This window comes from Acinetobacter sp. QJM3NY_42, from assembly GCF_056173745.1.
In genome coordinates, this window is sequence record NZ_CM149689.1 from 1342715 (window position 1) to 1368593 (window position 25879).

A 25879-nucleotide genomic window follows, 5' to 3' on the forward strand; every position below is an offset into this window, starting at 1 on the left:
ATAAGTAGCATCACTGATGTTAATAGAGTTGTGGTTCATCATTTATTCATACAGGAAAAAGATAATTTATATAAGGTCGGTTTTTAAAGTTTTTTATGTGGGTTTTTATATGTCTGGTTTGGAGGTGAACGTGAGTGATGTAAGATTGTTGTATGTAAGCAAGTTAAAAGACTGTGCTAATCCTATGAATGAATTATTCAACATTCTTACAGAAGCATTAGATTTTAATAATCCTAATCAAATTTATGGAGCCCTTTACTACGGTAATAATTATTTTGTTCAGTGTCTTGAAGGAGACAAAGAAAAAGTAGAACATTTATTTTATAATAAAATTTTAAGAGACATACGTCATGAACAATGTGAAATTATGTTTTTTGAGAATATAAACGAACGTTTATTTTCAAATTGGCATATGAAATATGCAATTTTCCATAAGGATATATTAAGCTTTTTTTGTGAACATCACCTTGATGAGTTTAATCCGTATTTACTTAATACTGGAACTATACCTAATTTTATAGATCTTCTAGCTAAACAGCCAGATAGCTACTATAGCCTAAAGCAAAACTGCTAGCAGCAAATAGACTATATAGCTTTAGAAGTTATATAGTCTAATAACTTGTATTAAAAAATAAGCTATAAAATATTTATAATTAGAAGATTATATTAAATATATTTATGTCGATAAAAATAATATTAAAACTTACAATATGCTTACCAGATTTTGAATAAGATAATGTTATAAATAAATTCTTCTAATGATATAAGGTTCTAAAGTTTTTGATAAAGCATCAAGAAAATTTCTGTCCAGATTTATATGATTACCTTTATAGTCAGACTTTAAAGGCGTACAGACCTGTAAAGTCGAAAGAACGAAATAAGATTTTATTCTTAGCTAAAGTCATAGAAGTTTTTTCAAACCTAGAAGCGATAGAATATGATTTAGAAATTGGAGCTATTAGTATAACATTAGAAATTAATTTTAAGTTCTATACCTTTTGGAGTGTAGAGATGCCGAGGATTGAAAATAAAACACAATTTGTAAAATACCTTAGCTCTCAACTGGAAAATATTTTTTTAAAAACTTAAATAATGAGTTTTTATATTTAATTATATAGCATCACTATTCCCTGTTAAATTAACAAACATTAACATAAAAATTTATTTTAGATCAACTGATTATTAAACTAAATGAATTTATAAAAATTAATTTTTTGAGGTTACTATTTTAACCTTAGAGTACTAATACCGTCTTTTTGTTTAGCCAGTAAATTAATAAAAGGAGAGATAGTATGGTTCGTTAATAAATAAGGATTAAAAGCTTCTAGATGGTGATCTTTAAAAAAGTGCATGACTTCCTTGTTAAAAGCTGCATATTTCATATGCCAATTTGCAAATAGGCGACTTTTGATCGGTTCAAGATAAATAACTTCACATTGCTCATGTCGAGGATCTCTAATGATTTTTTTATAAAAAAGATGCTCAAGCTTATCTCTTTCGCCTTCAAGACATTGTACGAAGTATCCATTTCCAAAATATAATGCTCCATAAATCTCATGGGGACTATTATATGTTATAGCTTCTGTAAGAATATCCATTAAATCTTTAACGGCATTTTTATTTTTTTTAAGCTTACTTACGTATAGCAGCCTCACCAGATTCATATATATTTGCTCAAAGTAATGATTTTAGTTCCTTGGTTTATTTTATAGAATTTTTAATAAAAAAATAGTTATTTCAATAAGTTACATAAAATCCAAAAATCGGTTTTTAAAAATTAAATTTATAAAAAACAAAGGTTTAATTTTTAGATTAGGTTTTAAATAACCTGTTTTTTTGTATGAGAAATGTAATAACCCTATGATATTTTTAATTTTATATAATGAGTTTTATCTTATAGTTTTAAGAGGGTGGTACAATATATTTAAATAAAAACACAATCTTAGTCTCTTATATTGATATAAGGTCAGCATTTTAATTTAAATATTATATAATTTTATTAAATGAAATAATTAAATACTTATTATACAGATTATTTCTGTCGTTTTATTATAACTAGCTATATTTAATCTGATTACGGCCATTATTCTTTGCATAGTAAAGATTATTATCAGCAATCTTTAAAACTTGTGCAAATTCTTCTGCACTGTCTGGCCAGGATGCGATACCTATAGAAATGGTAATTCTACCTACATTATTAATTTCAAATGCCTCTACAATACGTCGAAATCTCTCTGCACTTTCATAAATTTCCTGCTTATTATTATTTGGAATAACCACAATAAACTCTTCACCTCCGTAACGACAGCACAGATCTTCTTTACGAAAATTTTCCTGTATAAGTTTCGCTAGAATTTTTAATACCTCATCTCCTATATCATGGCCATAAGTATCATTAACGCGTTTGAAACGGTCTATATCTATAAGTAGTATAGAAAAATGTATATCAGAATCTATCATTTCTTTAACAAAAATTTCCATGCCCCTACGGTTAAAGAGTTGAGTAAGGGCGTCAGAATTAATATGAAAGTTCATTTCATCAATTTTACTGCTAAATTTTTCAATACTAGAAAGTAATAAAAATTTGAATTTTTGTACTTCGTAATACCATGGCTTAATTTTCTTAATTTTCTTAATTTTTGTTTTAGTCTCAGGTTGATTCAAAGCACTCGCCATCTTGGCAAGCTCATGGAGAGGTGAGGCTATAAAAGCAGATGCTCTCCAGACAATATAGAAAATTAATAGATAAAATATAAAGATTACACCACTTAATCTAAAAATAATTGATTTGGTTTCATCAATTAAATCGGCCAATGGTTCTTGTGAAACAACAATCCATCCGGTTGTAGGTATGTAGGCGAAACCAGCTACATATTTTGTTCCTATATCATTGATTAATTCAGTTTTTCCACTTTTTCTATACTCTATAGAGGCCATACTACTATTCTGGGCTACGAGACCCCCGATTTTTTTCCTATTCGGATCAAATACAATTTTTCCATTTCTATCAATGATATAGATTTTGTTATTTTTATAGTTATATTCCAGTGGCAGTAATTCATTAATCATGTTAGTTTCTTTTAAATGAATTAAAGTGCCTACATACCCCTTATAGATATGTTTATTATCAAAGATTGGCTGTGAGATAAAGATTACCAAATTATTTCTGACTGAATAATAGGGCGGTGAGATATAAGCATGCTTACTTCGTAAAGATCCCTGAACTCCCAGTGAGGTAGACACTTGTCTTTGATCAAGATTAAGCTGCTTTAATGTGTATTCAGTAACCGATCCTTGGCTATTACCTATAATTAAAGTGTCAAAGTGATGAGAAAGATTTTTAAGTCGCTCAACTTCATGTTCTTTAAATGTACGCTGATCAAAGCCCTGACCTATTATATCTGCGCTGTATTTCAGTTCGTTTAAAGTAACTTGAAGTTTCCTGTCAGTATTCGAAGCAATTTTAGAAGCATATTCATAGTTGAGAAAAAGTGATTTCTTGACTAATTCTTTCTTAAAAAGGATATAACTTGCTACTAAGGAGATAACAAATAAAAATGAGACTGCTAAAGCAGTTAAAATTAGAATTAATTTTCTTAAATTAAGTTTAAAAATTTTTCTTTGGTAAGTATTTGGCATGCCAGAAAGTTAGCCAGCTATTAATTCTATTAAATATACACTACGATATGAGTATCCACGTAGTAATTTGTTTTTGTAAATTCTATCACAAGAGTAAAAAAATTATATAAATAGATAATTAAAGTGAATCATTTTTTACTTAAATATATATGTAGTTTATAGGAGAAAAGATAAATTTTATATATTTTCAAAGACAAATTTTTATACGTATTTATAACATTTGTACTATATAAGTAGAAAGAATTAGTAATTTATATCTTCTATAATAACGAACTAGGTAATGAAAAGTTAGGAAAAATATGAAAAATTTAACTATAACTGGTGTTATTTTAGCTGTAACTCTTAGTCTAACTGCTTGTGCGAACAAGAAAGAAGAAAGTGATAAAAACCAACCTGAGTCTCCTCATACATTAGAGCAGGATTCATAAAAATTTATTTATGAAGTTAAGTAAATTATCAAAATATCTATTTTAGTTAATGGTAGCTCATTTATTAAATATTAGAGTTTATTTAAAAAATAGACTACTTAATTTATATGTAGGCTCTTGTTAGATGAATTTATTTTTCATGATTTTGGGTCTAATTTTATTATGTGTTCTGTATGTTTTAATAAATATAGAGCTTTTTAGAGAGAAAAGCAAAAATGAATCCTATAACAATAGATATCCAAAAGATAATAATTCTGCGTCAGATAATAATTCAACCTAATACGAATAACAAAATATTTAATATATTAACCTCTAAGCTTTAAAAGTAAGTTATACGTCGACAACAGAGTAATTATTATGCTTTATGTAGTCTCTGGTTTAATTATATTACTCTTAATTTTTATAGGCTATAAAAAATTTAAGTATCGAAGAAACAAAAGTTTACGCTACTGCGGACCAATTAAAAACTCATTTCATGAAATTAATTGTAGTTATCATTATATAAGCACCCTAGAGCAGGATTCCTCATCAAAGCATACAGAATATACAGGGGATAATGGTTCATTTAGTGGGGGAGGAGCTACTGGCCCTTGGGATAATACTAATAATGATACATCTTCAAGCTCTGAGGGCAGTAGCTCGAATGACTAGTTAATTCTACAAATGAACTATATATGTTTATTGATTATAAGAATACTTTTTTGTTAGGGTTGTTTTTTTGAAGAAGGGTAGTAGAGATGATGAAAAAAATTATTTATTTAGCTTTAACGCTGGTCGCTACAGGATTAACTGCTTGTGCAAACTCTCCAGAAAATGGAGTATCCAATAATACTAATATGGGTCAGGCTCAGTGTCTTCCAGCAGAAGCTAAAAAACTGGTTGGACATACTGGTTTAAGTGATGAGCAAATTAAACAGAAAACTGGTTCTAAAATTGTTCGCACTCTTACTCCTAATCAGCCAGCTACGATGGACTATCGTATTGAGCGCATTACAGTAATTATAGATCCTGTAACTAACCAGATTAAAGATGCTTCATGTGGTTAAAGAGTTTAAATAAGAACTAAACTATAGTTACATCTTGTGGGTAGTATGTTTTTTGATTAAAAAAGAGTCTACTACAGAGATGAAGATTTATTAAGTTTACTCTATGAATATGCAAAAAAAAGCTTGTCATTTGGCAAGCTTTTTTTATATACATCCTTTTACATGAGGTACAGAAAGTAAGAGAAAAGGGGTTGGAAGGCTACATATTAGAATGATAATTTTATATTCAGTCAGTTAAATAATTTGAGGTGAGCAATGAAATTGTTGACTTTATTTGGTATGAGTATGGTAGCTAGCTATTACTATAAAAATTTGAAACATAATAAGCTAAATTTTTCACAAGCTAATTTTGATGAAACTATTAAACAGTTTATATTAAGAGATTTTCATAGTTAAAGTAACTAATAAAACTCATATATGAATACAATTTAAAAAGCTCATTGAAAGATGAGCTTTTTAATTATCTATAATATATTAAAATATTAATATGATAATGCTAAAAAAGACATCTAAATTTATAGCTTATTATTCATTTTCTAATGCAAGAGACCTGGGACCTGTTTCTTAGTTGAAAATAGTTTAATAGCCATTGAGCAATTAAAGTCACTTTTAGTTTTTTCAATCCAGGCATTGGGCTGCATAAAGTTAAATCAAGATGTATTAAAAATCATAAAATTTTTAATTAATTCTAGTTAAAACAATGAAATTTCAATATATATTTGAATCTAATAAAGAGTAAATTCATCTTTTAGTCATAAAAATAGAAGAAAATTGAGTCTTAACTTTTTGAGTAGCTCAATTATGCCAAATATCAATGTTAAAAATCTAGATAATATGCTTGCTAGAATTAAGGAAGAAAATCAGTCGCCAGAAAAAATATTGATTGGTTATAAGGCTTATGGGGAATTAATGAATGATAGAGCCTTTTTTGAAGAAGTAGCAGGCTCTGCTATAGACCCTAATAAAAGAAGATATAAAAAGATTAAAATTAAAGTTACTCAAGATGAGTATCAGATTGAAGTAAAGTGTAAGAACTAAAGCGACTTATTTGGGATAACTTCACACCCAAGCAGCAAGCAAAGTCGGGGTCAGGCATTATATAGTACTTATATGGGGATGAGGTATAGCATCAGATAATGCACTGGAAGGCTATTACTGGCAGATCTTGTGAGGTCAGACTTTTTTATGATTGCAAGCGCGTCAAGGTCGAGCTAATATTACTCTTTGTATGGAACTCAACAAATCATTCTGAAAGAATATTAGAGCCTTAATTTTTAATTTTATATATAAACTGCGCTTATATGTAAAATCGCTGAGGCTTCAGATAAACTAAAATGAAGCCTGTGTGATAACAGGCTTTTATAGAGCTAGACCTTAATTTCTTGATACTTGCTTATCCATGGTTGAGCCTGTTCTAACTGAGTAGCCAATTGGAAGAGGAGGTCTTCACGGGCAAACGGTGCAATAAATTGAGAACCTAGTGGGAGATTTTCCTTGTTCCAATATAGTGGAACTGACATTGCTGGAAGTCCGGTAATATTTGCCAGCTGGGTAAAGGGTACCCATTTCAGATTTTCACGAATAATTTGTTCGACCAGTTTTCCGCGTGTAAGATAATGTGCTTTACCTAATTTAATTAACATTTTCAGGATCGGTTTTTGCCAGCTTGGTGTGGTAACCTCTCCATTTCTAGGGGCTACTGAAGCAGTAGCGGGGATTAAATAAAGATCATACTGATCAAAAAAATAATTCATTTGTCTGACATAACCGCCCCAGTTACTGAGATTATGAATATACTCATTAGCACTAGTTTGTGCTCCGAAGGCAGCCAAGGCTAGAGAATCCAGTTCAAAATCCTGATCTTTAGCATGAGTCTGCTGCTTGATCTGTGCCAACATATAAGAGAACTGGCTAAACCATGTCGTAATAAAATCTTTGGCTAAGGCCATACCATCGATTGCGGGCTGGTCTTCTATAACAATATGCCCTAAAGACTCTAAAATTTTAGCAGTATACTGAATTGCATTAACAGCATCTTTAGAAACTGGTGTACCAATAGGTGAAACAGTAGAAAAAGCTATTTTTAATTGCTTGGGTGGCTGCTGAATAACTTCACTATAAGGCTGTAAAGGAGCCTCAATTTTAAAGAGCGAGCTAGATTCAAATCCTTGTGTTGCATCAAGCATAGCTGCACTATCTCGTACTGTTCGTGTCAGAACATGCTGCATAGCTGCGCCGTGCATGGCCTCACTCATACCAGGGCCCCATGGCGTACGACCACGACTAGGCTTAAGTCCGAACAAACCACAATAGGATGCAGGAATCCGGATAGAACCTCCACCATCTCCTGCACCTGCTACCGGTACAATACCTGCTGCTACAGCTGAGGCAGAACCACCGGAAGAACCGCCACTGTTGTGTTTTAAATGCCATGGGTTAGCACAGCTCCCCCATGCATCTGGTTCAGTAATTCCTTTGATACCAAATTCAGGTGTATTGGTGCGACCTAGTGTAATAATACCTGTATTCTCCCAGCGATTTACAATCTCCGCATTAAACTCGGGAATGTAGGGGAGCTTTTTTAATGCTTGACAGCCATAACTGGTCGGTATGCCTTTGTATTCTTGAAACAGGTCTTTTACTAAAAAAGGCACACCAGCAAATGGACCATTTAAATCCAGTTTTACCCGCTTTTGAGCATACTCATACATAGGAATAATAATTGCATTGAGCTCAGGGTTTGCAATTTCTACGCGTTGTATAGCAAGTTCTAAAAGTTCGGAAGCCTGTACCTGTTTATTCTTAATAAGATGAGCTAGTCCCAGGCCATCATATTGCATATATTCTTGAATTTTCATTATTTAAATTTTTCCTATGTACTTTTATATCTTTGATCTTTTATTTCTGGGATGTACACGTATATTATGATACGGAGCAAATTAGCTTAGCTGATTTTTATAATATTGCCTACTTGTAAAACCCCTCCGCAATAAATCAAGAGTGAAGATAAATATTGTTTTATAACGTTATTCAAACAAGTTTTTTTACAAATTTATGCTAATTTAAATTTTATGGGGACAAGGTTAAAAAATTCATGAAAAAACTATATCTTACAGCTCTTATTACACTTTGTTCAAGTTGGGTATGGGCAGAACAGCAACCAGTACCAACATCTTCTGCGCAAACTGAAGCCCAGTCAGAAAAATTATCTGCTAATACGATCCGTATTTTTACTCGTCCTGAAATTATGGGTCTATGGGGCATGGAAATTCCTAACAATAAAAAATGTGTAGAATATTATAATTTTCGAAATGACAATGAAGTAATGATTAAAAGTGGTCAAGAGTGGTCGTATGCACTTTATGATTATCAACCTTCAGATGACTTAAAAGACAAGTTGCCTGCGTTAATCATACAGGTAAGATACGATAATAATCAAACTGATTGCTCTGGTCGACGAGAAGACCAGACGGGTGAGATTTCTCAGTACTTTGTCCAATGGAAAAATACTCATACGATCAATTTCTGTGCTACAGAAAAAGGGCAGGAGTGTTTTGCTACATTAAAGCGAATTTTGCCTTAAACTTCTTTGTATTCTTTAACTTTAGTTTTCATAAATTATAAAAAATCAGTTAATAAAAAGCCTCTTGAATCAAGAGGCTTTTTTATCATGATACATCACTAGCTGGCTTTGGGGGCCTCTTGCTGACCTTCAAGCTGTTTAAGTAAATGCTTTTCCAGATAGTGAATATCCATAGCTTGGCTACAGAAATTCTTATCTTGTAAAATAAGATCTTTATGCAATGGAATATTGGTTTTAATTCCAGAAAGAATCATTTCATCTAGTGCCTGTTTCATCCGGGCAATTGCAGTTTCACGATCTTTACCGTGTGAAATCAGCTTGGCAATCATAGAGTCATAATAAGGTGGAATACTGTAGCCTGGATATATGTGTGAATCTAAGCGAATACCTGCACCACCTGGAGCATAAAACTGCTCGATTTTACCTGGTGACGGCATAAAGGTTGAAGGATCTTCTGCATTGATTCGACATTCAATTGCATGGCCGCGTACTTTAATATCTTCCTGTTGAAGATCAAGCCCGATACCTGCTGCAATACGCAACTGCTGTTCAATAATATCTACCCCCGTTACCATTTCAGTCACCGGATGTTCAACCTGAACTCGCGTATTCATTTCAATAAAGAAGAACTCACCATCTTCAAATAAAAACTCGAATGTTCCTGCGCCACGGTATTGCATTAATTTGCAAGCGTTTACACATGCTTCAAGAATATCTGCACGTGCCTGTTCTGGCAGAAATGGTGCAGGTGCTTCTTCTAGAACTTTCTGATGACGGCGCTGTAAAGAGCAGTCACGGTCATAAAGATGAATGGCATGACCATTGCCATCACCCAAAATCTGAACTTCTACATGACGTGGTTTTTGCAGAAAACGCTCCATATAAACCGTATCATCACCAAACCACATTTCAGCATCACGCTGGGCAGCCTGGACAGATTCAAGCAGAGTGTCTACACGCTCGACAATACGCATACCACGACCACCACCGCCTGAGGCAGCTTTAACAATCAGCGGAAAACCGATTTCTTTTGCTTCAGCAAGGGCATTATTGGTCGTTACAGCATGAGCTGAACCAGGTACGGTCGGTACACCAGATTTTTTCATCGCCATGATTGCTGAAACTTTATTACCCATCAGGCGAATATGTTCAGGACGTGGACCAATAAAAATGAATCCTGAACTTTCTACGATTTCTGCAAATTCAGCATTTTCAGATAAAAAACCATAACCCGGATGAATTGCATCTGCACCGGTAATCTCTGCTGCTGTAATAATAGCCGGAATATTCAGATAGCTTTCACTGCTGGTACCAGGCCCTATACATACTGCTTCATCACAAAAGCGTAGATGCATCAAATCCTTGTCGGCATCGGAATAAATACCAACGGTTTTAATTCCTAAAGTTTTACAAGCCCGGGTGATGCGCAAGGCAATCTCACCTCGGTTTGCAATTAAAACTTTCTGCAACATATGAATCCCCGGGTATTAAGCGCGATAGCGGAATAATGGTTGACCAAACTGGATGACTTCACCATTTTTGACCAGAATTTCTTCAATTACACCGCTTTGAGTGGCTTCAATCGGATTCATGATTTTCATTGCTTCAATAATACCTAACGTATCACCGGCAGAAACAGTCTGGCCAATTTTAACAAATGGCGCTTCACCTGGGCTTGGTGCGGCATAGAACACGCCGACCATTGGAGACGTTTCTACTGCACCACGTGGTGCTTTAGCTGCAGGGGCTGATGCAGCAGGAGTTGGCATCGCAGGAGTAGCCGCCGCTGCAACGACCGGCATACGGCGTGTCAGGGCGATAGACTGATCGCCTTCTTTGACTTCAATCGCCTGCAGGTCGGATTCAATCATCAAGTCGATGAGTTTCTTGATTTTGCGGATATCCATGGATGAGTCTTCCTAATTATGATTGGTGAGAAGAGGGTTTAATTTTTTCGATCGCATAGTCCAGAGCAAAATGATAGCCTTTTGCTCCTAAACCACAGATCACACCGACTGCTTTGTCGGATAAATAAGAATGATGACGAAAAGTTTCGCGGGCATGCACATTAGAAAGATGGACTTCAATATAAGGAAGCGCAACGCCAAGCAAGGCATCGCGTAAAGCTACTGAAGTGTGCGTCAGTGCAGCAGGGTTGATAATAATAAACTGTGTACCATCATCTTGAGCCTGATGAATCCGGTCAACAATTGCACCTTCCCAATTGCTTTGAAAAGTATTCAGAGAAAATCCTGCTTTTTGAGCATGTAAAGTCAGACTTTGATTGATATCCTGAAGGCTAAGACGACCATATACTTCCGGTTCACGTTTACCTAGCAAATTTAAATTCGGTCCATGAATAACCAAAATGGTTGAACTCATCCAGCCTGCTCCAATATCAAAAATATATGCATTCTTTGCAAGATGTCAGCAAAATTTACGTATTATGGCATATTATTCTGCAAATTCTTTATAATTTGTATTAATTGAAACAGAAGATCAATGCCAAAATTGAGCTATATATTGAAAACTTTGCAGGGAATTGGCAATGTTAAAAAATGACAAATTTATAATTTTTTTAAATTTTAAAAGATATCATGAACTGGCTAGGTGTATTAAAATTTCTAGTAATGGGTTAAAAGGTTACTTATTGCTCTTATAAAATATTTTTATTTACGAATTTTATCATTAATTTTTCTGTAAATATTTTTTTATAGATTTAAAAATTATTACATAAATTTTTAAATCTATAAAATGTTTGATTTATGCGGAAATTCGAGGATTCTATTTTTTAATTTAATATCTTAACTGAATGATAAATAAAAAATTTATTTTTAATAATATATGATTAAACTATTGAAATTAAAAAAATTTTTTTAAAAAGAAGAGGATTTTAACGAGAGTCCTATTAAAGAAGGTTTGCATACATAAAGTTGGGTTTTTCTTCATTTACTCATGAATCTACTTAAAAATTTTTAATTGAAAAATTTACTAAAGGTGAATTTATAGTTATTAAGTAGCCAATAGATCTAAAGGAAATAAATAGGAGATTTACTTAATCTAAATAAATTTTCAGTAAAAATATATAGTATAAATATCATACAGCAAGTTGACCTTTTTGTTCATACTAGCTGGAACTTGATCTCATCCCAGTCTGAGTATTCAGCAAGTCATATTGGCAAAATCTTAATTACCAGTAAGTTTTCCTGTTTATATCTTGAGCAAAAGAAGAGGAAACAAGAAGTTATTCTATTTTAATTGGCTTCATCTTGCTCATTTCCTATTTAAAATACTTTTAAAGGCAGTTAGCAGGTTTAGGAATACCAGCAAGACGGCTCAAGTGCCGAGCAACTAGACCGGTATTAAATTTTTCCTGTAAAAGGGCATTATCAATTAATGGATCATCCAGAGTCTTGATCAGATACTTAATTAGCGGGCGGGTGGCAGGAGAATGCCCATACTGATGGTAAAACTGACGTACGGCTTGTAAGACTCTGAAGTGCCAAGGAGTTAATTCAAGCTCCAGTGATTTTGCCAGTTGCTGAGCAACCTTTTCATTCCACAATGTATAATCGACCAGATGGCCGTCCTGATCCAGTTTAAGATTCATAAAAATAGCCTAAGTATTATTTCAAGCGAATACAACGATTGAATTGCAAAATAATATCTGCAAATTTTAAATAATCAATTTGATCAATAAAATCAGGGAGTTCTTCTATTAAAAGTTCTGTATCAGTTCTTAATATGAAAAGGGAGGTACACTCTTTTAACCACTCGACAGAAAAATACAGCACTGCTTCACCCATAAGGACTATGGTATCTTCAGGACTATAAATTTTCTCTAATTTGCTTAATGCCTGAGGAGTGGAGGAGTAATCTGACTGTACAAGAAAAAGGGTTTTATCTGTCATATATATTACTCGTGAAAATTACCAATACAGAACATGATCAAAAGAGCGAATTAATTCGGCATCAAACTTTACAATTTGAATTTCCTGCTGAGTATTTTTTACAAAAGAAGAGTTTTGGTCTTCTTCCTCTATAAGTACAGGTGTTAAATCATAAAATTCAAAACTATCTAACAGATTTGATGCAATCTTGAAGGCATAGCGTAACTGGTCAAATTCTAATTTGGAGCGTAATAGAGTGAGAGCTGCATCTTGCAGTAACACTTTGACTTGACAGCCAAAAGTCGCCAAAACCATTGTGGCTGAAAGGCTTTCATGTATCTGTAAACTACCAAGGTTAGGCTGGGTTAATATAACAAGTACAGTTCTCACACAATTCACCTTTTAAAAGCAACAATCTATTGAAAATAACAACTTAGAATTGAATTAAACGTTGAGCAGACTGTACGGCATCTGCCAGTTCACCTAATCCAACCAGTTCAAATCCCTGAGCAAGGTTGTATTGACTGATCTGATGACGCTGTGCATTCTGCTCATCAGTAATGCCACGTGCTAGTGCTGCACTGACACATACCGGTAAGCGAATATTTAGTTTTTGCCACTCGTGAGTCAAACTGCGCTGATCATCTGGTAACCATTGCAAGCTATTGGCTACCATTACACCATCTTGGTAAAAAAATACACGAAAGTTTTCATCTTTAGTTTTTAAGGCCTGAGCAAGACCAAGTGCATGCCAGGCATATATTGAAGTCGGAGCAGAGGTAATTAGTAGTAGGGTACTCATTAAATATTCATTCGGTTTAGATCAGTGATTTGTTTCGATCAGGGTTATGACGGAGCAATACGCATCATCATTTAAGGGTAGTATACAATGATTTTAGTGACTGGTGGTTTAGGCTTTATCGGCTCGCATGTAGTTTTAAACTTGCTAGCTCAAGGGCAAGAGGTCATTATTGTTGATAATCTGGCCAATGCTAATTTGCAAACTCTGGAAAGACTTGAATATATTTCCGGAATGTATGTGCCATTTGTAAAAATTGATGTACGTAATACGCCTGCCCTGAATAAAGTTTTTGAACAGTATTCAGTTGATGCTGTGATTCATGCTGCTGCATTCAAGTCTCTTGAAGAATCTAGATTAAAACCACTTGAATATTACAATGATAATGTCAGTTGTATCATGAGTCTGTTACGTTCAATGCAGCGCACAGGTGTCCGCTCTCTAGTACATTTATCTTCTTTGGCGGTATATGGTAAATCCGGTTTGGATCTCACAGAAGATGAGCCATTTAACTATACCTACCCGAATCCTTATGTTAAATCTCAACAGATGGTTGAAGAGATTATTTATGATACTTATAAAACAGATAATGAATGGAAAATAGCTATTTTAAGGCTGGGTAATGTGGCGGGAGCTTTTGAACACGGAGTTTTAGGTGAATATGTGACACCTTTACCAAAAAACATTATGCCGATGGCTATGCAGGCCGCAGCAATGCAACGGGAATATATTGAATTACAGCGTCACGCAAATACAGAGGATCACACTGTAGAGCGAAGTTTTTTACATGTACTTGATGCATGTGATGCAATAATTTCAAGCTTGCTCTGGCTGCAAAATCAATATCATTGTTGTGAAGCATTTAATATTGCCGGAGAGAAAGTAGTTTCTATACAAGCCCTATTAGATCAGGTAGCGACTCATACTCAATCAGACATTCGTACCATCGATGCAACCCATAAACTCGATGAGCTTGAGCAGTTAGGTGCTAATTTGAATAAAGCTAAAATTCAGCTTCAGTGGGGGCCTAAACGCACCTTGAAACAGATGATTGAGGATGAGTGGCGTTTTTATCAGAATACACTACAAGGGCAATAATTACTTTAATAAAAATGATTATTATTTACATAAAGGTGATTATTGCTTAGCATAATAGATTACGAGCAGTTTTAAATGATTGAATATATTCTTAATTCAGTACAAAGATAGAGGACGTTTATGCAAACTCGAATCGAACACGACACTATGGGTGAGGTTGAAGTCCCAAATGAAGCTTTATGGGGAGCTCAAACACAGCGCAGTTTGCAAAACTTTAAAATTGGACAGGAACGTCTGCCGCGTCCTATGATTCGTGCAATGGGGCTGGTTAAAAAGGCGGCAGCAATGACCAATGCCGAACTTGGCCAGATCACAGATGAAATTTCTGGTTATATCGTTGGTGCTGCTGAAGAGGTGATTGAAGGTAAATGGGATGCCCAGTTTCCGCTAGTCGTATGGCAAACTGGCTCAGGCACCCAGAGCAATATGAACTGTAATGAGGTAATTGCCAATATTGCCAACCAGAAATTGGGAAATGCTTTAGGTTCACAAAAGCCGGTTCATCCAAATGATCATGTAAATCGGGCCCAATCTACTAATGATTCATTTCCGACTGCAATTCATGTAGCAGCCAGTTTGCAAATTAATGAACTTCTTATACCGGCGGTCACCAGATTAAAAGATACCTTAGAACGAAAATCTAAAGAATTTAAAGATATTGTTAAGATTGGTCGTACCCATTTGCAGGATGCAACCCCCTTAACGTTAGGTCAAGAATTTAGTGGCTATGTATCACAGTTAGATCATGGATTAAAACGTCTGAATCAGGCTCTTGAAGGATTGTACGAATTGCCACTAGGGGGTACAGCAGTAGGCACAGGTTTAAATGCTCATCCCCAATATGCTGAAAAAGCTGCAACGCGACTGTCACAGTTCACTGGCTTGCCTTTTGTAACAGCCCCTAACAAATTTGAGGCTCTGGCAGGCCGTGATGCAGCTGTATTTGCATCAGGTGCTTTAAAGACGCTTGCTACAAGCCTAAACAAGATTGCTAATGATATTCGCTGGTTGGCAAGTGGGCCACGTTGTGGCTTGGGAGAGTTATATATTCCTGAAAATGAACCGGGCTCAAGTATTATGCCTGGAAAAGTGAACCCGACCCAAAGTGAAGCCATGACTATGGTGGTTGCTCAGGTATTGGGCAATGACACCACAATTAATATTGCTGGAGCTTCAGGGAACTTTGAGTTAAATGTTTTTATGCCAGTGATTGCATTCAATTTATTACAATCAATCCAGCTTCTAGGTGATGCATGTAATAGTTTTAATGATAACTGTGCAGTAGGTATAGAGCCGAATCGTGAAAAAATAGATTATTTCTTGCATAACTCGCTTATGCTTGTGACGGCTTTAAATCCAGTGATTGGATATGAAAATGCAGCCAAGGTAGCTAAAACAGCTTATAAACAAGGAAAGACACTAAAGCAGGTTGCTGTAGAACTTAATCTGGTCACTGAACAGCAATTTGATGAAGTAGTCAGACCGGAAAAAATGGTTTCACCAAATACTAAGTAATCTAGACAGGATTATTTTCTAGCCAATTAAACATCGGCAGTTTTTATCAGGCGGATAAATTCGTCCAATAGGTATTAACTGCTGATGATTTGGTTAGATATATATTAATTTCCAGGAAAGATATAACAGCTATTTTTCATAATATTTTTATATGATTAGTTTTATTTAAAAATATGCCCAAATCGCTACTTGGGAAACCATGTAAAATAAAGGATTATGATCTAGCTTTACTGGCTACTTTCCTGTTATTTTATCCAATAAATAAGCCACAAGAAGTGGCTTATTTTTTATTCATATCAAAGGGAAGATCAATCCCAATATCTGCCTCATTTCAGATAAGTTTATGCCTTGAAGTATATATTTCTGTTATTCTTTTAGTTGTATGGTCTGCGAGGGTTTAGGCTGATTTTCCAGCTTTCTTATACAAGGGAATGGAAGTATAGGTATTTCATGAAAGCTTGGTAAGTGCCGACTACTTAATCCAAGATTGACATTGACTTGCTTAATCGCTGTTAAAAATGTTCTTGATAGATATTGTGTCGTGTGAAGCAGCATTCTTGCCAGATTTAAGGCTTAAAATCCCCAACTTATGTTCGAAGTTTGATAACTCTGGTCAATGTTAGCAGCAATTTCTATACTCAGGTCATTGCACCAATGTCTGTCCAGATGGTGTAAGCCGTACCAAGGGAAAGTGTGCGCATTGAATAGGCAAGCACACCAAAACTAAGAACCATAAAGAAAAGGGTAATAATACTAGGGGTGAGTTTAGTAAAGTCTGCTGATAGCTTCATTGAATACGCCCAGACAATCTCAGAAATACCTGCAACAAGTAGAATAACTCATGCCATAATCGCTAACTTTAAATAGCGATCAGCTCGTCCCGACAAGTGTAAACTGGTGCAGCTTAGTTTAAAATGCACCAGTAGAAGTCGTCTACTTTGAATATAATAAGTGGACCTTAAAGTAAAACTAATAAGAGAATAGTAAAAGGTGTATTGCTTACTCAATATATGCTTGAATAAAAATAATAAAAACACAGGACTAGTATGGATATAATAACAAGATAATTGAGTTTAGTTAGCCCTAATTTTACTGTTATCTATCCTCTTAACGAAAAGAAAGGTGAGGGTTATTTTTTTATCTAAATTTACCTTTAATTAAAACCGGATAGACACTGTGTCAAATGGCTATGTACAATCTGGGTTGTTGAGATTATTCATGCCACCATTGGATACTTATAATGCTAAGAATAGAACGTATTGATCCCCAATCGAAAGCGTGGCAGGATTTTATTGTATTGGGCTGTGAATATTTTCAGCGTCACTGGCCGAATGTTTACACTAATAATAGTGAAACCAAAATTCAAGAACTGATCTCATCCGATTTGAAGCAACGATTTAAGCAGGGAGATCGAGGATTTTTTATTATGTATCTCAACGATGAACCTGTTGCCATTGCTAATGCCTGGCTTAGCAAAGATGACGATATTATCCTGAATGTTGCAGAGTTTTATGTCCGTGATGAATACCATCGGCATGGTCTTGGAAAAGCGCTATGGCAGAATGTAATAAGTTGGGGGCAAAGTCTTGGCGCCGTTCTTGTCGAACTTGAAACCGATGAGCTTAAACCCGCAAATTTTTTCTGGAAATCACTAGGACTTACTGTGACTCATACCGCTCCAAGGCTTCGCTATAGCTTGACCCTCGTTAATAAGTAATAGATTAGTTATTAACTGTTTATTAGCTCTTAGTTACCTGTATTTGTAAAGCTCAGATAGCGGCCTCATAAATTACAGTTTATTCTATGATCCTTAAAATATTGCTTATAAGTGTAAATAAAATAGATTTGGTTCAACGCTAGCTAGAAGATCAGCTAATTAAAGAATAAGCGAGTCTGGTGTTACTCGTTACAGATTACCTTATCTTTCTGAACATAATAGTTTAATGCAATCTTCATATCCTGAAGGAGTTTAGGCTCAGTATACTCATTTGGTGAGAGCTTTAGTACAGCCGGTATATACTCATTTTTATAAACAACAGGGTAGTCTTTACAGATGATCTGGGTGCGCCGTTCCTGTGATGTATTAGGATGATCAAGCTGGTCCAGAAAGTCTGTGATTTTTTTATCTGCCTGATCAAATTCTGCTGTTACTGCAGGTTCATTCGAAGGCTCAGCAGCCATAGGCTGTTCTGGTTGTTTTTGACATGCAGTAATGGTTAAAGTGAAAAGAAGGATAAGTACTACTTCTGTTTTCATCGAAGTTTGCCTTTAATTAAAGCTTGCTAATTATAAATTTTAGTTTGTAAAAAAGAAACTTTAAAAAGATTAATTCTTTGATTTAAAATAAAAATATAGAATTCAATATAATAAGCTTTTACTGAGATGATTTTGGATCTCATATCCTGCATAATAAAATCAGAAATCATATGGAGCAAGAGGTGCGGGTTTTTTGAGTATGTTGCTAAGTATCTTTTTATCTAATTTTTCAGGATTCTATTTAAAAGAAAAACCTACCGTTGAAGGTGGAAAGTATTAAGAATATTCAACTTGCTAGAAATTTAGATAGAAGCTGAACCTTAGCATAACTAGAAAAAATTCTCTGCTCTAATTTGTACTTATTATTCTCTAAATCATCAATAATCTTATTGAATGAAATATTACTATTAAGGTTTTTAGTCTCAATTATTTTCTGGAGTTGAGCATTTTTCTTATTTTTATCCGCTTTAATATAATCAATAAATGTCGCATAGTGGGCAAAGTTGAAATCATATTTTTTACTGAATGTCCTATAAGTTTAGGACTGACTTCAATAGATGAAAACTTTCTTTCAAGAACTACTCTTATAGAAGTTAAAATATCCTCTATAGCTTCAAGGCTTCTAGACCTATATTGGTAATTAATTAGTTTACTAAGAAGTTCAGTATATTTAATAATTGTGAAGTCGAGTTGTTTAAGAGAGAATCCTGCTATTAGATAACCATTTTCAATAAATGTAAATTTGTGTGATTTACAGAAATATTTAATCTTGTCTATAGCATCAAAATTATAAATATATAAAGATTCTTCAAAGAGGGAAAAATTAGAGAAAAAGTAAAGCCGCAACTCCCCCGCAAGCGGTTCTATTAGACCATTTGACCTGGTTTACAAATTGATATTTTTAGCAAAAAGTTGAAGCCAATTTTGTCATTTGTCAAATTCTCTACTAATTCATAAATATCAATACTAAACTCTCATAAAAACTGACTTGTCTTCCTTTTTTAGGAAAATCTAAGTAGCATTACTAGAGTACTGTGTCTAACACACTCTCTTATTTAGTTATTTTCTATCCTAATATATACATCATTCTCTATCATCCATCAGCTTTCTAAAGTCTGAGTCCGGAAACTCAATCACATGTAGGCACTTACCATATAGACGTAAATAATATTCGCGTACAGTAGGCTTATGGTACTTTTCCTGGTCTTCTGAGGCTTCGACCTCGGCTATGTACTTCATAAGCTCAAAAGCCACTTGTTCTTTTGCCGTATGGCAAATTTCAGATTTGGTGGTCATTCTTTTTATTCTCCATAAATATTGAAATAGTATGGCTTCACAATTAACAGGTTTTATTGACTATTTATATGTCGATTATAATTTTATTATGCCGAATATTTGAACATTTAACACCCGAAATTTAACTACCATCTTTATAGATGAGATTTGCCAAACCCCGACAATCACCTTGAATTGTTGTTCTTCTATTTCCTCAGCAGTTAATAAAACTTCTAGTACTTCGTAATAGTATCCGAAACAATCCTGACTGCACTCATCGGCAGAGGTTGTAAAGCCCAACATGACTAAATTTGCGCACATTGATCATAAAAAGAGAATGATGTGAGATGTCTAGCTAATTAATAAACACTAGAGCGTAATACATGCAAGAGTAACCCCCAAACTGAGGGCTTTTTATAAGTTCAATCATTGGCCAAATAACATTGAATTAGTTGGCATAATTGCTAAAATGCAAACTGCTTTTTAATACTGTTTTGCAATTATTTTGCTAAAGTTTTGCTGGGTAAACTTTAAACCATTATAAAACAGTAACTTATTTATGGAAATTTTTAATGCTCGATATTTATTTAACAGATGTTCAGAAACAAGTGCAATTTAAGGATTATCCGGGTGAACATCCAGTTAAATTTATTCTGAATTTTAAAAAGATCTTTCCTAGCGTGATGGAGCTGATTTTACCCGTTTTACCGGATGATGAAAATCTGGAAAAAATGACTTGGGAATCAACAACCCAGGATTTTGAACTATTCAAGAAACTTTTGAATGGCTGGGGAATCATTGAGCTACGTTTAGGTGCTATTGCCAAGTTTAAAGATAAAAAATTTGCAGATCAGTTAGTTAAAAAGGCCCAAGCAAAACGTAAAGCTTTATCATTAGAGCATCCTGAGTTATCAGATATAGATTTAGATTATCTATTTATGCATGAAATCCATGCTTTGATTGATGCCGAACTGGTAGAAGTGGGTGAAAAATTTTATTTACCTGTTTTACGTGATAGCTGGAAATCACTTGTTTCACACCGGGTTTTAATGGCAAAGCTATAATTTAAAAATGATTGAAAAAGGATAGCAACAGCTATCCTTCTTATTTAAAGATAATTTATTCTTAAAATCAGAATAGAAAAATATTCTATAAGTTTACTGTTTTAAATGGTGCGCGTACCTTGCGACCATGCAGCAGATAATATAGGACAATGCAAATAAGAGCCAGAAGACTGCTTATAAAATATAACTGCGAGTAGTTTATATATTCCAGTAATTTTCCGAGTATATAAGGCCCAAATCCCAACCCCGCATCCAGAAAAATAAAGAAGGTTGAGGTAGCGAGTCCCATGCGTTCTAAACTGGTACTTTTAACGGCAATGGTCTGACACACTGACTGAATATTTCCAAAACCTAATCCTAATAAACCCGCACAAATTAGTAGCATACTTGCAGTTTGAACTTGGCTCAGCAAGAACAAGCCGAATGCTAAAATTAAAATAGCCGGATACATGATGATATTTTCACCTCTTCGGTCCATTAAAGGGCCAGTAAAAGGACGAGAAAATAGTATCGCTAATGCATACATCAGGAAAAAAATAGAAGCCGCCTTAGCCAGATCTAAAGTTTTTGCATAGAAATTAATAAAGGAAAGAACACCTGAATAGCAGACTGATGTTAATAGTACAATAATGGCAATTGGCACAGCACGCGGCTCAATAAACTGTGTAATCCAGCTAGATTTTGGAGGTGCAGCTGTTGCTGTTTCCTGTCTGCTTACTAAGTTGGGCATTTTAATACCTAGAGCAGTAAACAGGCAGCAGAATGCAATTATGCTTGAGAATATAAAAATTACATTATAATCAAAATTTAAACTAAGCCAGATTCCTAAAAATGGCCCGATAGCAGTGCCCAAGGTACTGCTCATACTATAATAACCAATACCTTCACCACGGCGAGAAACTGGTAAAATCTGTGCAATCAGGGTTCCTAGAACAGTAGAAGCCACGCCCATTGTGAAACCATGAATAGCACGTACAAACAGTAAAAAGCCAATACCATATTCTATAAAATAAAGGCCAGAAAACAGGAAAAATCCAATAAGGCCAGTAAGCAAAGTAAGCCTGTGTCCAAAGCGAGATAAAAATTTTCCAATCAGCAGGCGCCCAAATAAGGTTCCTACAATATAAAGACCAGAAATCAGGCCTGCCTGTGCGGTGGAAGCACCTAGTTCAGCGACTGCATAACCTACAATAACCACTATCAGAAGATAGAAAACCAGAATAAGCTGAAAGTTAATAGCACTGGCCAGAATAAAATTTCGGGTCCATAAGGGAGCACTGTCTTTCATATTGCACCTCTTTTGGAGTCTTGAAGTTGCTTCAACACTAATTCCAGCGTGGCTTTTACAAGTGCCAGTTGTTCTGGTTCAATGTGCCGAATTAATGAATATTCAAATTGATCAATACAACTGCTGCATTGTTCAAACAGGGACAAGCCTTTTGAAGATAAAGTTAGCATTTTTTGCCGTTTATCTTCTGTATCAATTTGCTCCAGAAGCTCAAGCTCTATCAATATATGTGTTCGCTTTGCAACAGCAGGTTTGGAGATATTTAAATATTCAGCAATATCAATTGAGGTACATGAATGTTTAAAGTGAATGGTATGTAGTACCTGCCATAATGAATAATTCAAGCTGTAAGGTTCAAGAATGGTATTAATCTGATCACTCATCAATCTAGCCGAAACCAGAAGTGCAGAACGAAAAGTAGGAAGATTAGACATATAGTTAACTAGGGTAACTAAAATCTGATAATATAGTTCCGAGTTTAGTAAGAATCAAGGTCCTACTACATATCTGTTATAAGTTGTGTTTGGAAAGGTATTAAAAACAGACCACATTAAGTTTTTAACTCAGGCCACTTTCAAAATATGTTTTTATAAACTATAGTAAGGAAAGAGTGAAAGCATACACAAAAAGTTGGAATTATTTTTCAATGTTTTTCATGCTTTAGCTTATCAATCGGAAACCCGTTCAGGTCGAGATTAAGCTTTGCTATTACGTGCTGGATTGTTGCTGGCCTTGGCAACAGTATGTTTACAGATTGCAGTATTCTTGCAGCCGTTATTACCGCAGCGATATCAGGTTGCGCCAGTCTGTGAGAAAATTACTCATGTATTACTTGCGCCTCCGCACCAGCATGAGCTGTATTTTTCTTTGGATGACACATCACAGTACCGGTTTCTCTCTGATTCCTCAGTTCATGATCATGACAGCAGTCACCATGATCCTAATCATCAATGCCAGTACTGTACAGTCTATGGGAATCTAGTTCTTCCCCCTTATTTAGATTTTAAAGAAATCCTGATTCGTATACAGATTCGTCTCATTACACTTGAACAAATATTTCGGCATATCTATTTTAGTCTGCAAAGACTGTTCCTACTTCCGCAGGGACGAGCGCCCCCTTTATATATTCCTGTCTAAATCATTAACTTAAACTTTAGGGTAATCATTACTCTAGACCAGTTTTATCTAAATTTAGAAAGAGAATAGTTATGCTATTACTATCTTCAGACGCTACAGTACGGCAAGTTAAATCTATCGTATGGATTATTACTGATATCTTGCGTACAAAACAAAACATAAAGCCACATGCTTCTTTTGAACAATCTCAGTACTGTGAATTGATAAGCTTCTTTAAACTCCAACCTCAACTTGTGCTTAACAATAACAATACAGTACTCTGTAGAATAATATAGGTGAAGTAATGGACTTAGGTTTGACAGCGCTTGAGCTTGCACGAATACAATTTGCCTTTACGGTTTCTTTTCATATCATTTTCCCCTCAATTACCATTGGGCTGGCAAGCTTTCTTGCTGTACTCGAATGGAGATGGTTGAGAACCCGAAATCCAATTTTTCAAGATCTTTACAAGTTCTGGATTAAGATTTTTGCTGTAGCATTCGGTATGGGCGTAGTGTCCGGTATCGTAATGAGTTATCAATTTGGTACCAACTGGAGTGAATTCTCACGTTTTGCAGGTGGTGTCACCGGGCCATTGCTGACCTATGAAGTGTTAACCGCATTTTTCCTTGAAGCTGGTTTCTTGGGTATTATGTTGTTTGGCTGGGGCAGGGTCGGTCCTAAAGCACATTTCTTTGCCACTCTTATGGTCGCTCTAGGTACCTGTATCTCAATGTTCTGGATTCTGTCTTCCAATAGCTGGATGCAGACACCTGCGGGCTATGCTATTGAAAATGGCATCATTGTACCGCAAGACTGGCTAGCGATTATATTTAACCCCTCATTTCCATACCGTTTATTCCATATGGGAATGGCAGCTTTTCTGGTCTCGGCTTTACTGGTCTGTGCAACTGCAGCATGGCATCTGTTAAAGGGCCGTCGCGATGCTATGGTAAAAACTTCTTTCTCTATGGCACTCTGGATGTTGCTGGTGCTTGCCCCATTACAGATTTTCATTGGCGATATGCACGGTCTGAATACTTTGAAGCATCAGCCAGCAAAGATTGCCGCAATGGAAGGACATTGGGAAACCAACCACAATGAAGGAATGCCACTTTACCTGTTCGGTATTCCAGACATGGCAGCAGAAGAAACCAAATATGCGGTCGGTATTCCCAACCTGGGTAGCTTAATCCTGACTCACAGTATGGATGGTACCGTAAAAGGCCTCAAGGATTTTGCTTCAGAAGATCGTCCAAATTCTCTGGTTGTATTTTGGAGTTTCCGGATTATGGTCGGTCTGGGCATATTAATGCTGTTACTGGCTTTAGGAGGATTACTGCTACGTAAAGGTGGTCGTTTATATGAAAATAGAGGGCTACAATATTTTGCTTTAGTAATGGGACCGGCGGGATTTGTAGCGCTGCTTGCTGGCTGGTTTACAACAGAAGTAGGGCGTCAGCCTTGGGTAGTATATGGCGTTATGCGGACTGCAGATGGCTTGTCGCCTGTACCGGCAAGTCAAGTCGGTCTGACACTAATCATTTTTGTAGTGGTTTATACGGTGGTATTTGGAATCGGCATTTATTATATGCTGCGTCTGATGCATAAAGGTCCGGAATTTGTTCATGCAGATCCTGTCGATCATGGCGGACCGGGACATTTTAAAACACCAATGCGCCCACTTAGTGCAGCTACTGAAAAAACAGACACAACCGATCAAGATATAAAGGAGAAACATCATGATTGATTTATCTCTGATCTGGGTAGCCATTATTGGCTTGGGTGTATTGATGTATGTAGTAATGGACGGATTCGATCTGGGCATTGGTATCATGTTTCCCTTTATTCAAGGGGAACAGGAACGCGATGTAATGATGAATACCGTAGCTCCCGTTTGGGATGGTAATGAAACCTGGATGGTACTCGGTGGTGCAGGGTTATTCGCAGCATTTCCAATTGTCTATTCCGCCGTGCTGTCTGCATTGTATATGCCCATAATTTTGATGGTTGTATTTTTGGTTTTTCGTGGAGTGGCATTCGAGTTTCGCTTTAAAGCCAACCGGACAAAACATTTTTGGGATAAATCATTCATTTTAGGTTCTTTGCTGTCAAGTTTTTTCCAAGGTGTGATCTTGGGCGCGTACATTCAGGGAATTAAAATTGCAGATGGCCGATATGTAGGGGGTGCATTAGACTGGCTAACGCCATTTTCTCTATTCACTGGAGTAGGTGTGGTCGTAATGTACGCAACTCTGGGCTGCGGTTGGCTCATTATGAAAACTGATCATGATCTACAACAGAAAATGTTTCATTTAATGCCAAAAATGCTGATCGCTTTACTGGTTATTTTTGCAGCTATTAGTTTATATACACCTTTTGCTCAGCCACTTATAGCAGAGCGCTGGTTTACTCAGCCGTATTTAACCTACTTCAGTCCGGTACCAATTCTTGTAGTAATCTTCACAGTTCTTGCTTTACGCGCTGTCAAGAAACAAAATGAACATAAGCCATTTATTTTTACTCTAGCGCTGGTTTTTCTGGCTTTCACTGGCTTCCTGATCAGTCTATGGCCTTACATTATTCCTTATGACGTAACGATCTGGCAGGCAGCAGCCCCACATAGCAGTCAGCTGTTTACACTGGTGGGCGCTGTAATTCTTATTCCGATTATTCTGGTTTATACCGGCTTGGCATATTGGGTATTCCGCCATAAAGTTCGGGTAGGAGATGAAGGCTATCACTAACTAGAAGGAGGTTATAATGAAGCTTTCAGAAAAGCAGTGGTTTGCAGTGTTATGGCTGGCGGGATTTTTCAGTCTGGTTTTAGTGGCCGGTCTATTTCGTGTCTTAATACAGCTTGCCTATTAATTGTACAGTTT

At 35.4% G+C, this 25879-nt stretch carries 27 protein-coding genes and 1 pseudogene; 13 read left to right on the plus strand and 15 right to left on the minus strand.

Features of this window, described 5'->3' with window-relative positions:
• The first annotated feature begins 130 nt into the window (after positions 1–130).
• A complete protein-coding gene (locus AC0VYT_RS06305; protein WP_005014506.1) occupies positions 131–574 on the plus strand; it encodes a BLUF domain-containing protein in 444 nt (147 codons plus the stop codon).
• A gap of 649 nt (positions 575–1223) precedes the next feature.
• On the opposite strand, the gene AC0VYT_RS06310 is transcribed toward AC0VYT_RS06305, so the two are convergent.
• Entirely contained in the window at positions 1224–1664 is a 441-nt protein-coding gene (locus AC0VYT_RS06310; protein WP_005014499.1) for a BLUF domain-containing protein, read from the minus strand.
• A gap of 391 nt (positions 1665–2055) precedes the next feature.
• Positions 2056–3639, minus strand: coding sequence for a sensor domain-containing diguanylate cyclase (locus AC0VYT_RS06315; protein ID WP_005014494.1), 1584 nt, complete (start codon positions 3637–3639; stop codon positions 2056–2058).
• 299 nt (positions 3640–3938) lie between these two features.
• Here AC0VYT_RS06315 and AC0VYT_RS06320 point away from each other — a divergent pair, with 299 nt between their 5' ends.
• From AC0VYT_RS06320 to AC0VYT_RS06330, 3 genes are all read left to right on the plus strand, one after another.
• Entirely contained in the window at positions 3939–4067 is a 129-nt protein-coding gene (locus AC0VYT_RS06320; RefSeq protein ID WP_005014493.1) for a hypothetical protein, read from the plus strand.
• 737 nt (positions 4068–4804) lie between these two features.
• Positions 4805–5113: an I78 family peptidase inhibitor gene (locus AC0VYT_RS06325; RefSeq protein ID WP_005014488.1), complete on the plus strand. Its 309-nt coding sequence runs from the start codon at positions 4805–4807 to the stop codon at positions 5111–5113.
• Positions 5114–5914: 801 nt separating this feature from the next.
• Positions 5915–6151 (plus strand): hypothetical protein, encoded by a 237-nt coding sequence (locus AC0VYT_RS06330; RefSeq protein WP_005014486.1) that lies wholly within the window; start codon positions 5915–5917, stop codon positions 6149–6151.
• Positions 6152–6480: 329 nt separating this feature from the next.
• Here the strand turns inward: AC0VYT_RS06330 and AC0VYT_RS06335 are convergent, their stop codons facing one another.
• The gene (locus AC0VYT_RS06335; RefSeq protein WP_005014485.1) at positions 6481–7971 is read right to left on the minus strand and encodes an amidase; all 1491 of its coding nucleotides are present in this window, start codon (positions 7969–7971) and stop codon (positions 6481–6483) included.
• A 236-nt stretch (positions 7972–8207) separates the two neighbouring features.
• On the opposite strand from AC0VYT_RS06335, the gene AC0VYT_RS06340 reads away from it, so the two are divergent.
• A complete protein-coding gene (locus tag AC0VYT_RS06340; RefSeq protein ID WP_005014484.1) occupies positions 8208–8696 on the plus strand; it encodes a hypothetical protein in 489 nt (162 codons plus the stop codon).
• Between the two features lie 98 nt (positions 8697–8794).
• Here the strand turns inward: AC0VYT_RS06340 and accC are convergent, their stop codons facing one another.
• From accC to tusD, 7 genes are all read right to left on the minus strand, one after another.
• Positions 8795–10168 carry an acetyl-CoA carboxylase biotin carboxylase subunit gene (gene accC / locus AC0VYT_RS06345; RefSeq protein ID WP_005014482.1) on the minus strand — a complete coding sequence of 458 codons (1374 nt, stop codon included), beginning with the start codon at positions 10166–10168 and terminating at the stop codon, positions 8795–8797.
• 15 nt (positions 10169–10183) lie between these two features.
• On the minus strand, positions 10184–10603 hold the full coding sequence (accB, locus tag AC0VYT_RS06350; protein WP_005014474.1) for an acetyl-CoA carboxylase biotin carboxyl carrier protein: 420 nt from the start codon (positions 10601–10603) through the stop codon (positions 10184–10186).
• Between the two features lie 16 nt (positions 10604–10619).
• Entirely contained in the window at positions 10620–11078 is a 459-nt protein-coding gene (gene aroQ / locus AC0VYT_RS06355) for a type II 3-dehydroquinate dehydratase (RefSeq protein WP_005014473.1), read from the minus strand.
• A gap of 913 nt (positions 11079–11991) precedes the next feature.
• Positions 11992–12306, minus strand: coding sequence for a TusE/DsrC/DsvC family sulfur relay protein (locus tag AC0VYT_RS06360; RefSeq protein ID WP_005014471.1), 315 nt, complete (start codon positions 12304–12306; stop codon positions 11992–11994).
• A gap of 16 nt (positions 12307–12322) precedes the next feature.
• Positions 12323–12607: a hypothetical protein gene (locus AC0VYT_RS06365; RefSeq protein WP_005014470.1), complete on the minus strand. Its 285-nt coding sequence runs from the start codon at positions 12605–12607 to the stop codon at positions 12323–12325.
• Between the two features lie 18 nt (positions 12608–12625).
• Positions 12626–12976, minus strand: a complete 351-nt coding sequence (locus AC0VYT_RS06370; protein WP_005014469.1) for a hypothetical protein — start codon at positions 12974–12976, stop codon at positions 12626–12628.
• Positions 12977–13019: 43 nt separating this feature from the next.
• A complete protein-coding gene (tusD, locus tag AC0VYT_RS06375) occupies positions 13020–13388 on the minus strand; it encodes a sulfurtransferase complex subunit TusD (RefSeq protein ID WP_005014468.1) in 369 nt (122 codons plus the stop codon).
• A gap of 87 nt (positions 13389–13475) precedes the next feature.
• Between tusD and AC0VYT_RS06380 the strand changes: the two genes are divergently transcribed.
• Positions 13476–14483: an NAD-dependent epimerase/dehydratase family protein gene (locus tag AC0VYT_RS06380; RefSeq protein ID WP_005014467.1), complete on the plus strand. Its 1008-nt coding sequence runs from the start codon at positions 13476–13478 to the stop codon at positions 14481–14483.
• 120 nt (positions 14484–14603) lie between these two features.
• Positions 14604–15998 carry a class II fumarate hydratase gene (gene fumC / locus AC0VYT_RS06385; protein ID WP_005014466.1) on the plus strand — a complete coding sequence of 465 codons (1395 nt, stop codon included), beginning with the start codon at positions 14604–14606 and terminating at the stop codon, positions 15996–15998.
• A 644-nt stretch (positions 15999–16642) separates the two neighbouring features.
• On the opposite strand, the pseudogene AC0VYT_RS06390 reads toward fumC, so the two are convergent.
• Positions 16643–16789 (minus strand): annotated as a pseudogene (locus tag AC0VYT_RS06390) (DMT family transporter); the annotation flags it as partial.
• A 449-nt stretch (positions 16790–17238) separates the two neighbouring features.
• On the opposite strand from AC0VYT_RS06390, the gene AC0VYT_RS06395 reads away from it, so the two are divergent.
• Positions 17239–17715 carry a GNAT family N-acetyltransferase gene (locus tag AC0VYT_RS06395; protein WP_005014465.1) on the plus strand — a complete coding sequence of 159 codons (477 nt, stop codon included), beginning with the start codon at positions 17239–17241 and terminating at the stop codon, positions 17713–17715.
• 182 nt (positions 17716–17897) lie between these two features.
• Here the strand turns inward: AC0VYT_RS06395 and AC0VYT_RS06400 are convergent, their stop codons facing one another.
• Both AC0VYT_RS06400 and AC0VYT_RS06405 read right to left on the minus strand, forming a co-directional pair.
• Positions 17898–18254 (minus strand): hypothetical protein, encoded by a 357-nt coding sequence (locus AC0VYT_RS06400; protein WP_005014463.1) that lies wholly within the window; start codon positions 18252–18254, stop codon positions 17898–17900.
• Between the two features lie 1083 nt (positions 18255–19337).
• The gene (locus tag AC0VYT_RS06405) at positions 19338–19550 is read right to left on the minus strand and encodes a hypothetical protein (RefSeq protein WP_005014460.1); all 213 of its coding nucleotides are present in this window, start codon (positions 19548–19550) and stop codon (positions 19338–19340) included.
• 551 nt (positions 19551–20101) lie between these two features.
• Here AC0VYT_RS06405 and AC0VYT_RS06410 point away from each other — a divergent pair.
• On the plus strand, positions 20102–20593 hold the full coding sequence (locus AC0VYT_RS06410) for a hypothetical protein (RefSeq protein ID WP_005014458.1): 492 nt from the start codon (positions 20102–20104) through the stop codon (positions 20591–20593).
• Between the two features lie 85 nt (positions 20594–20678).
• Here AC0VYT_RS06410 and AC0VYT_RS06415 read toward each other — a convergent pair whose 3' ends face one another.
• Both AC0VYT_RS06415 and AC0VYT_RS06420 read right to left on the minus strand, forming a co-directional pair.
• Entirely contained in the window at positions 20679–21881 is a 1203-nt protein-coding gene (locus AC0VYT_RS06415; RefSeq protein ID WP_005014457.1) for an MFS transporter, read from the minus strand.
• A complete protein-coding gene (locus AC0VYT_RS06420) occupies positions 21878–22315 on the minus strand; it encodes a MarR family winged helix-turn-helix transcriptional regulator (protein WP_005014456.1) in 438 nt (145 codons plus the stop codon). Before AC0VYT_RS06420 ends, AC0VYT_RS06415 begins: the two co-directional genes overlap by 4 nt.
• A 268-nt stretch (positions 22316–22583) precedes the next feature.
• Between AC0VYT_RS06420 and AC0VYT_RS06425 the strand changes: the two genes are divergently transcribed.
• From AC0VYT_RS06425 to AC0VYT_RS06440, 4 genes are all read left to right on the plus strand, one after another.
• Positions 22584–23018: a DUF2946 family protein gene (locus tag AC0VYT_RS06425; RefSeq protein WP_005014455.1), complete on the plus strand. Its 435-nt coding sequence runs from the start codon at positions 22584–22586 to the stop codon at positions 23016–23018.
• 283 nt (positions 23019–23301) lie between these two features.
• The gene (locus AC0VYT_RS06430; RefSeq protein WP_005404114.1) at positions 23302–24747 is read left to right on the plus strand and encodes a cytochrome ubiquinol oxidase subunit I; all 1446 of its coding nucleotides are present in this window, start codon (positions 23302–23304) and stop codon (positions 24745–24747) included.
• On the plus strand, positions 24740–25744 hold the full coding sequence (cydB, locus tag AC0VYT_RS06435) for a cytochrome d ubiquinol oxidase subunit II (protein ID WP_005014451.1): 1005 nt from the start codon (positions 24740–24742) through the stop codon (positions 25742–25744). The genes AC0VYT_RS06430 and cydB overlap by 8 nt, the downstream gene beginning before the upstream one ends.
• Before the next feature lie 16 nt (positions 25745–25760).
• Positions 25761–25868: a hypothetical protein gene (locus AC0VYT_RS06440; protein ID WP_005014449.1), complete on the plus strand. Its 108-nt coding sequence runs from the start codon at positions 25761–25763 to the stop codon at positions 25866–25868.
• The last annotated feature ends 11 nt before the right edge of the window (positions 25869–25879 follow it).

Bases quoted from the DNA above. Each gene is read 5' to 3' on its own strand.
- cydB (WP_005014451.1), top strand. From the start codon at position 24,740: ATGATTGATTTATCTCTGATCTGGGTAGCCATTATTGGCTTGGGTGTA.
- AC0VYT_RS06310 (WP_005014499.1), bottom strand. From the start codon at position 1,664: ATGAATCTGGTGAGGCTGCTATACGTAAGTAAGCTTAAAAAAAATAAA.
- AC0VYT_RS06410 (WP_005014458.1), top strand. From the start codon at position 20,102: ATGCTCGATATTTATTTAACAGATGTTCAGAAACAAGTGCAATTTAAG.
- AC0VYT_RS06440 (WP_005014449.1), top strand. From the start codon at position 25,761: ATGAAGCTTTCAGAAAAGCAGTGGTTTGCAGTGTTATGGCTGGCGGGA.
- AC0VYT_RS06335 (WP_005014485.1), bottom strand. From the start codon at position 7,971: ATGAAAATTCAAGAATATATGCAATATGATGGCCTGGGACTAGCTCAT.
- AC0VYT_RS06380 (WP_005014467.1), top strand. From the start codon at position 13,476: ATGATTTTAGTGACTGGTGGTTTAGGCTTTATCGGCTCGCATGTAGTT.
- AC0VYT_RS06340 (WP_005014484.1), top strand. From the start codon at position 8,208: ATGAAAAAACTATATCTTACAGCTCTTATTACACTTTGTTCAAGTTGG.
- AC0VYT_RS06430 (WP_005404114.1), top strand. From the start codon at position 23,302: ATGGACTTAGGTTTGACAGCGCTTGAGCTTGCACGAATACAATTTGCC.
- fumC (WP_005014466.1), top strand. From the start codon at position 14,604: ATGCAAACTCGAATCGAACACGACACTATGGGTGAGGTTGAAGTCCCA.
- AC0VYT_RS06320 (WP_005014493.1), top strand. From the start codon at position 3,939: ATGAAAAATTTAACTATAACTGGTGTTATTTTAGCTGTAACTCTTAGT.
- AC0VYT_RS06360 (WP_005014471.1), bottom strand. From the start codon at position 12,306: ATGAATCTTAAACTGGATCAGGACGGCCATCTGGTCGATTATACATTG.
- AC0VYT_RS06365 (WP_005014470.1), bottom strand. From the start codon at position 12,607: ATGACAGATAAAACCCTTTTTCTTGTACAGTCAGATTACTCCTCCACT.
- accC (WP_005014482.1), bottom strand. From the start codon at position 10,168: ATGTTGCAGAAAGTTTTAATTGCAAACCGAGGTGAGATTGCCTTGCGC.
- tusD (WP_005014468.1), bottom strand. From the start codon at position 13,388: ATGAGTACCCTACTACTAATTACCTCTGCTCCGACTTCAATATATGCC.
- AC0VYT_RS06325 (WP_005014488.1), top strand. From the start codon at position 4,805: ATGATGAAAAAAATTATTTATTTAGCTTTAACGCTGGTCGCTACAGGA.
- accB (WP_005014474.1), bottom strand. From the start codon at position 10,603: ATGGATATCCGCAAAATCAAGAAACTCATCGACTTGATGATTGAATCC.
- AC0VYT_RS06415 (WP_005014457.1), bottom strand. From the start codon at position 21,881: ATGAAAGACAGTGCTCCCTTATGGACCCGAAATTTTATTCTGGCCAGT.
- AC0VYT_RS06395 (WP_005014465.1), top strand. From the start codon at position 17,239: ATGCTAAGAATAGAACGTATTGATCCCCAATCGAAAGCGTGGCAGGAT.
- AC0VYT_RS06420 (WP_005014456.1), bottom strand. From the start codon at position 22,315: ATGTCTAATCTTCCTACTTTTCGTTCTGCACTTCTGGTTTCGGCTAGA.
- AC0VYT_RS06330 (WP_005014486.1), top strand. From the start codon at position 5,915: ATGCCAAATATCAATGTTAAAAATCTAGATAATATGCTTGCTAGAATT.
- AC0VYT_RS06405 (WP_005014460.1), bottom strand. From the start codon at position 19,550: ATGACCACCAAATCTGAAATTTGCCATACGGCAAAAGAACAAGTGGCT.
- aroQ (WP_005014473.1), bottom strand. From the start codon at position 11,078: ATGAGTTCAACCATTTTGGTTATTCATGGACCGAATTTAAATTTGCTA.
- AC0VYT_RS06315 (WP_005014494.1), bottom strand. From the start codon at position 3,639: ATGCCAAATACTTACCAAAGAAAAATTTTTAAACTTAATTTAAGAAAA.
- AC0VYT_RS06400 (WP_005014463.1), bottom strand. From the start codon at position 18,254: ATGAAAACAGAAGTAGTACTTATCCTTCTTTTCACTTTAACCATTACT.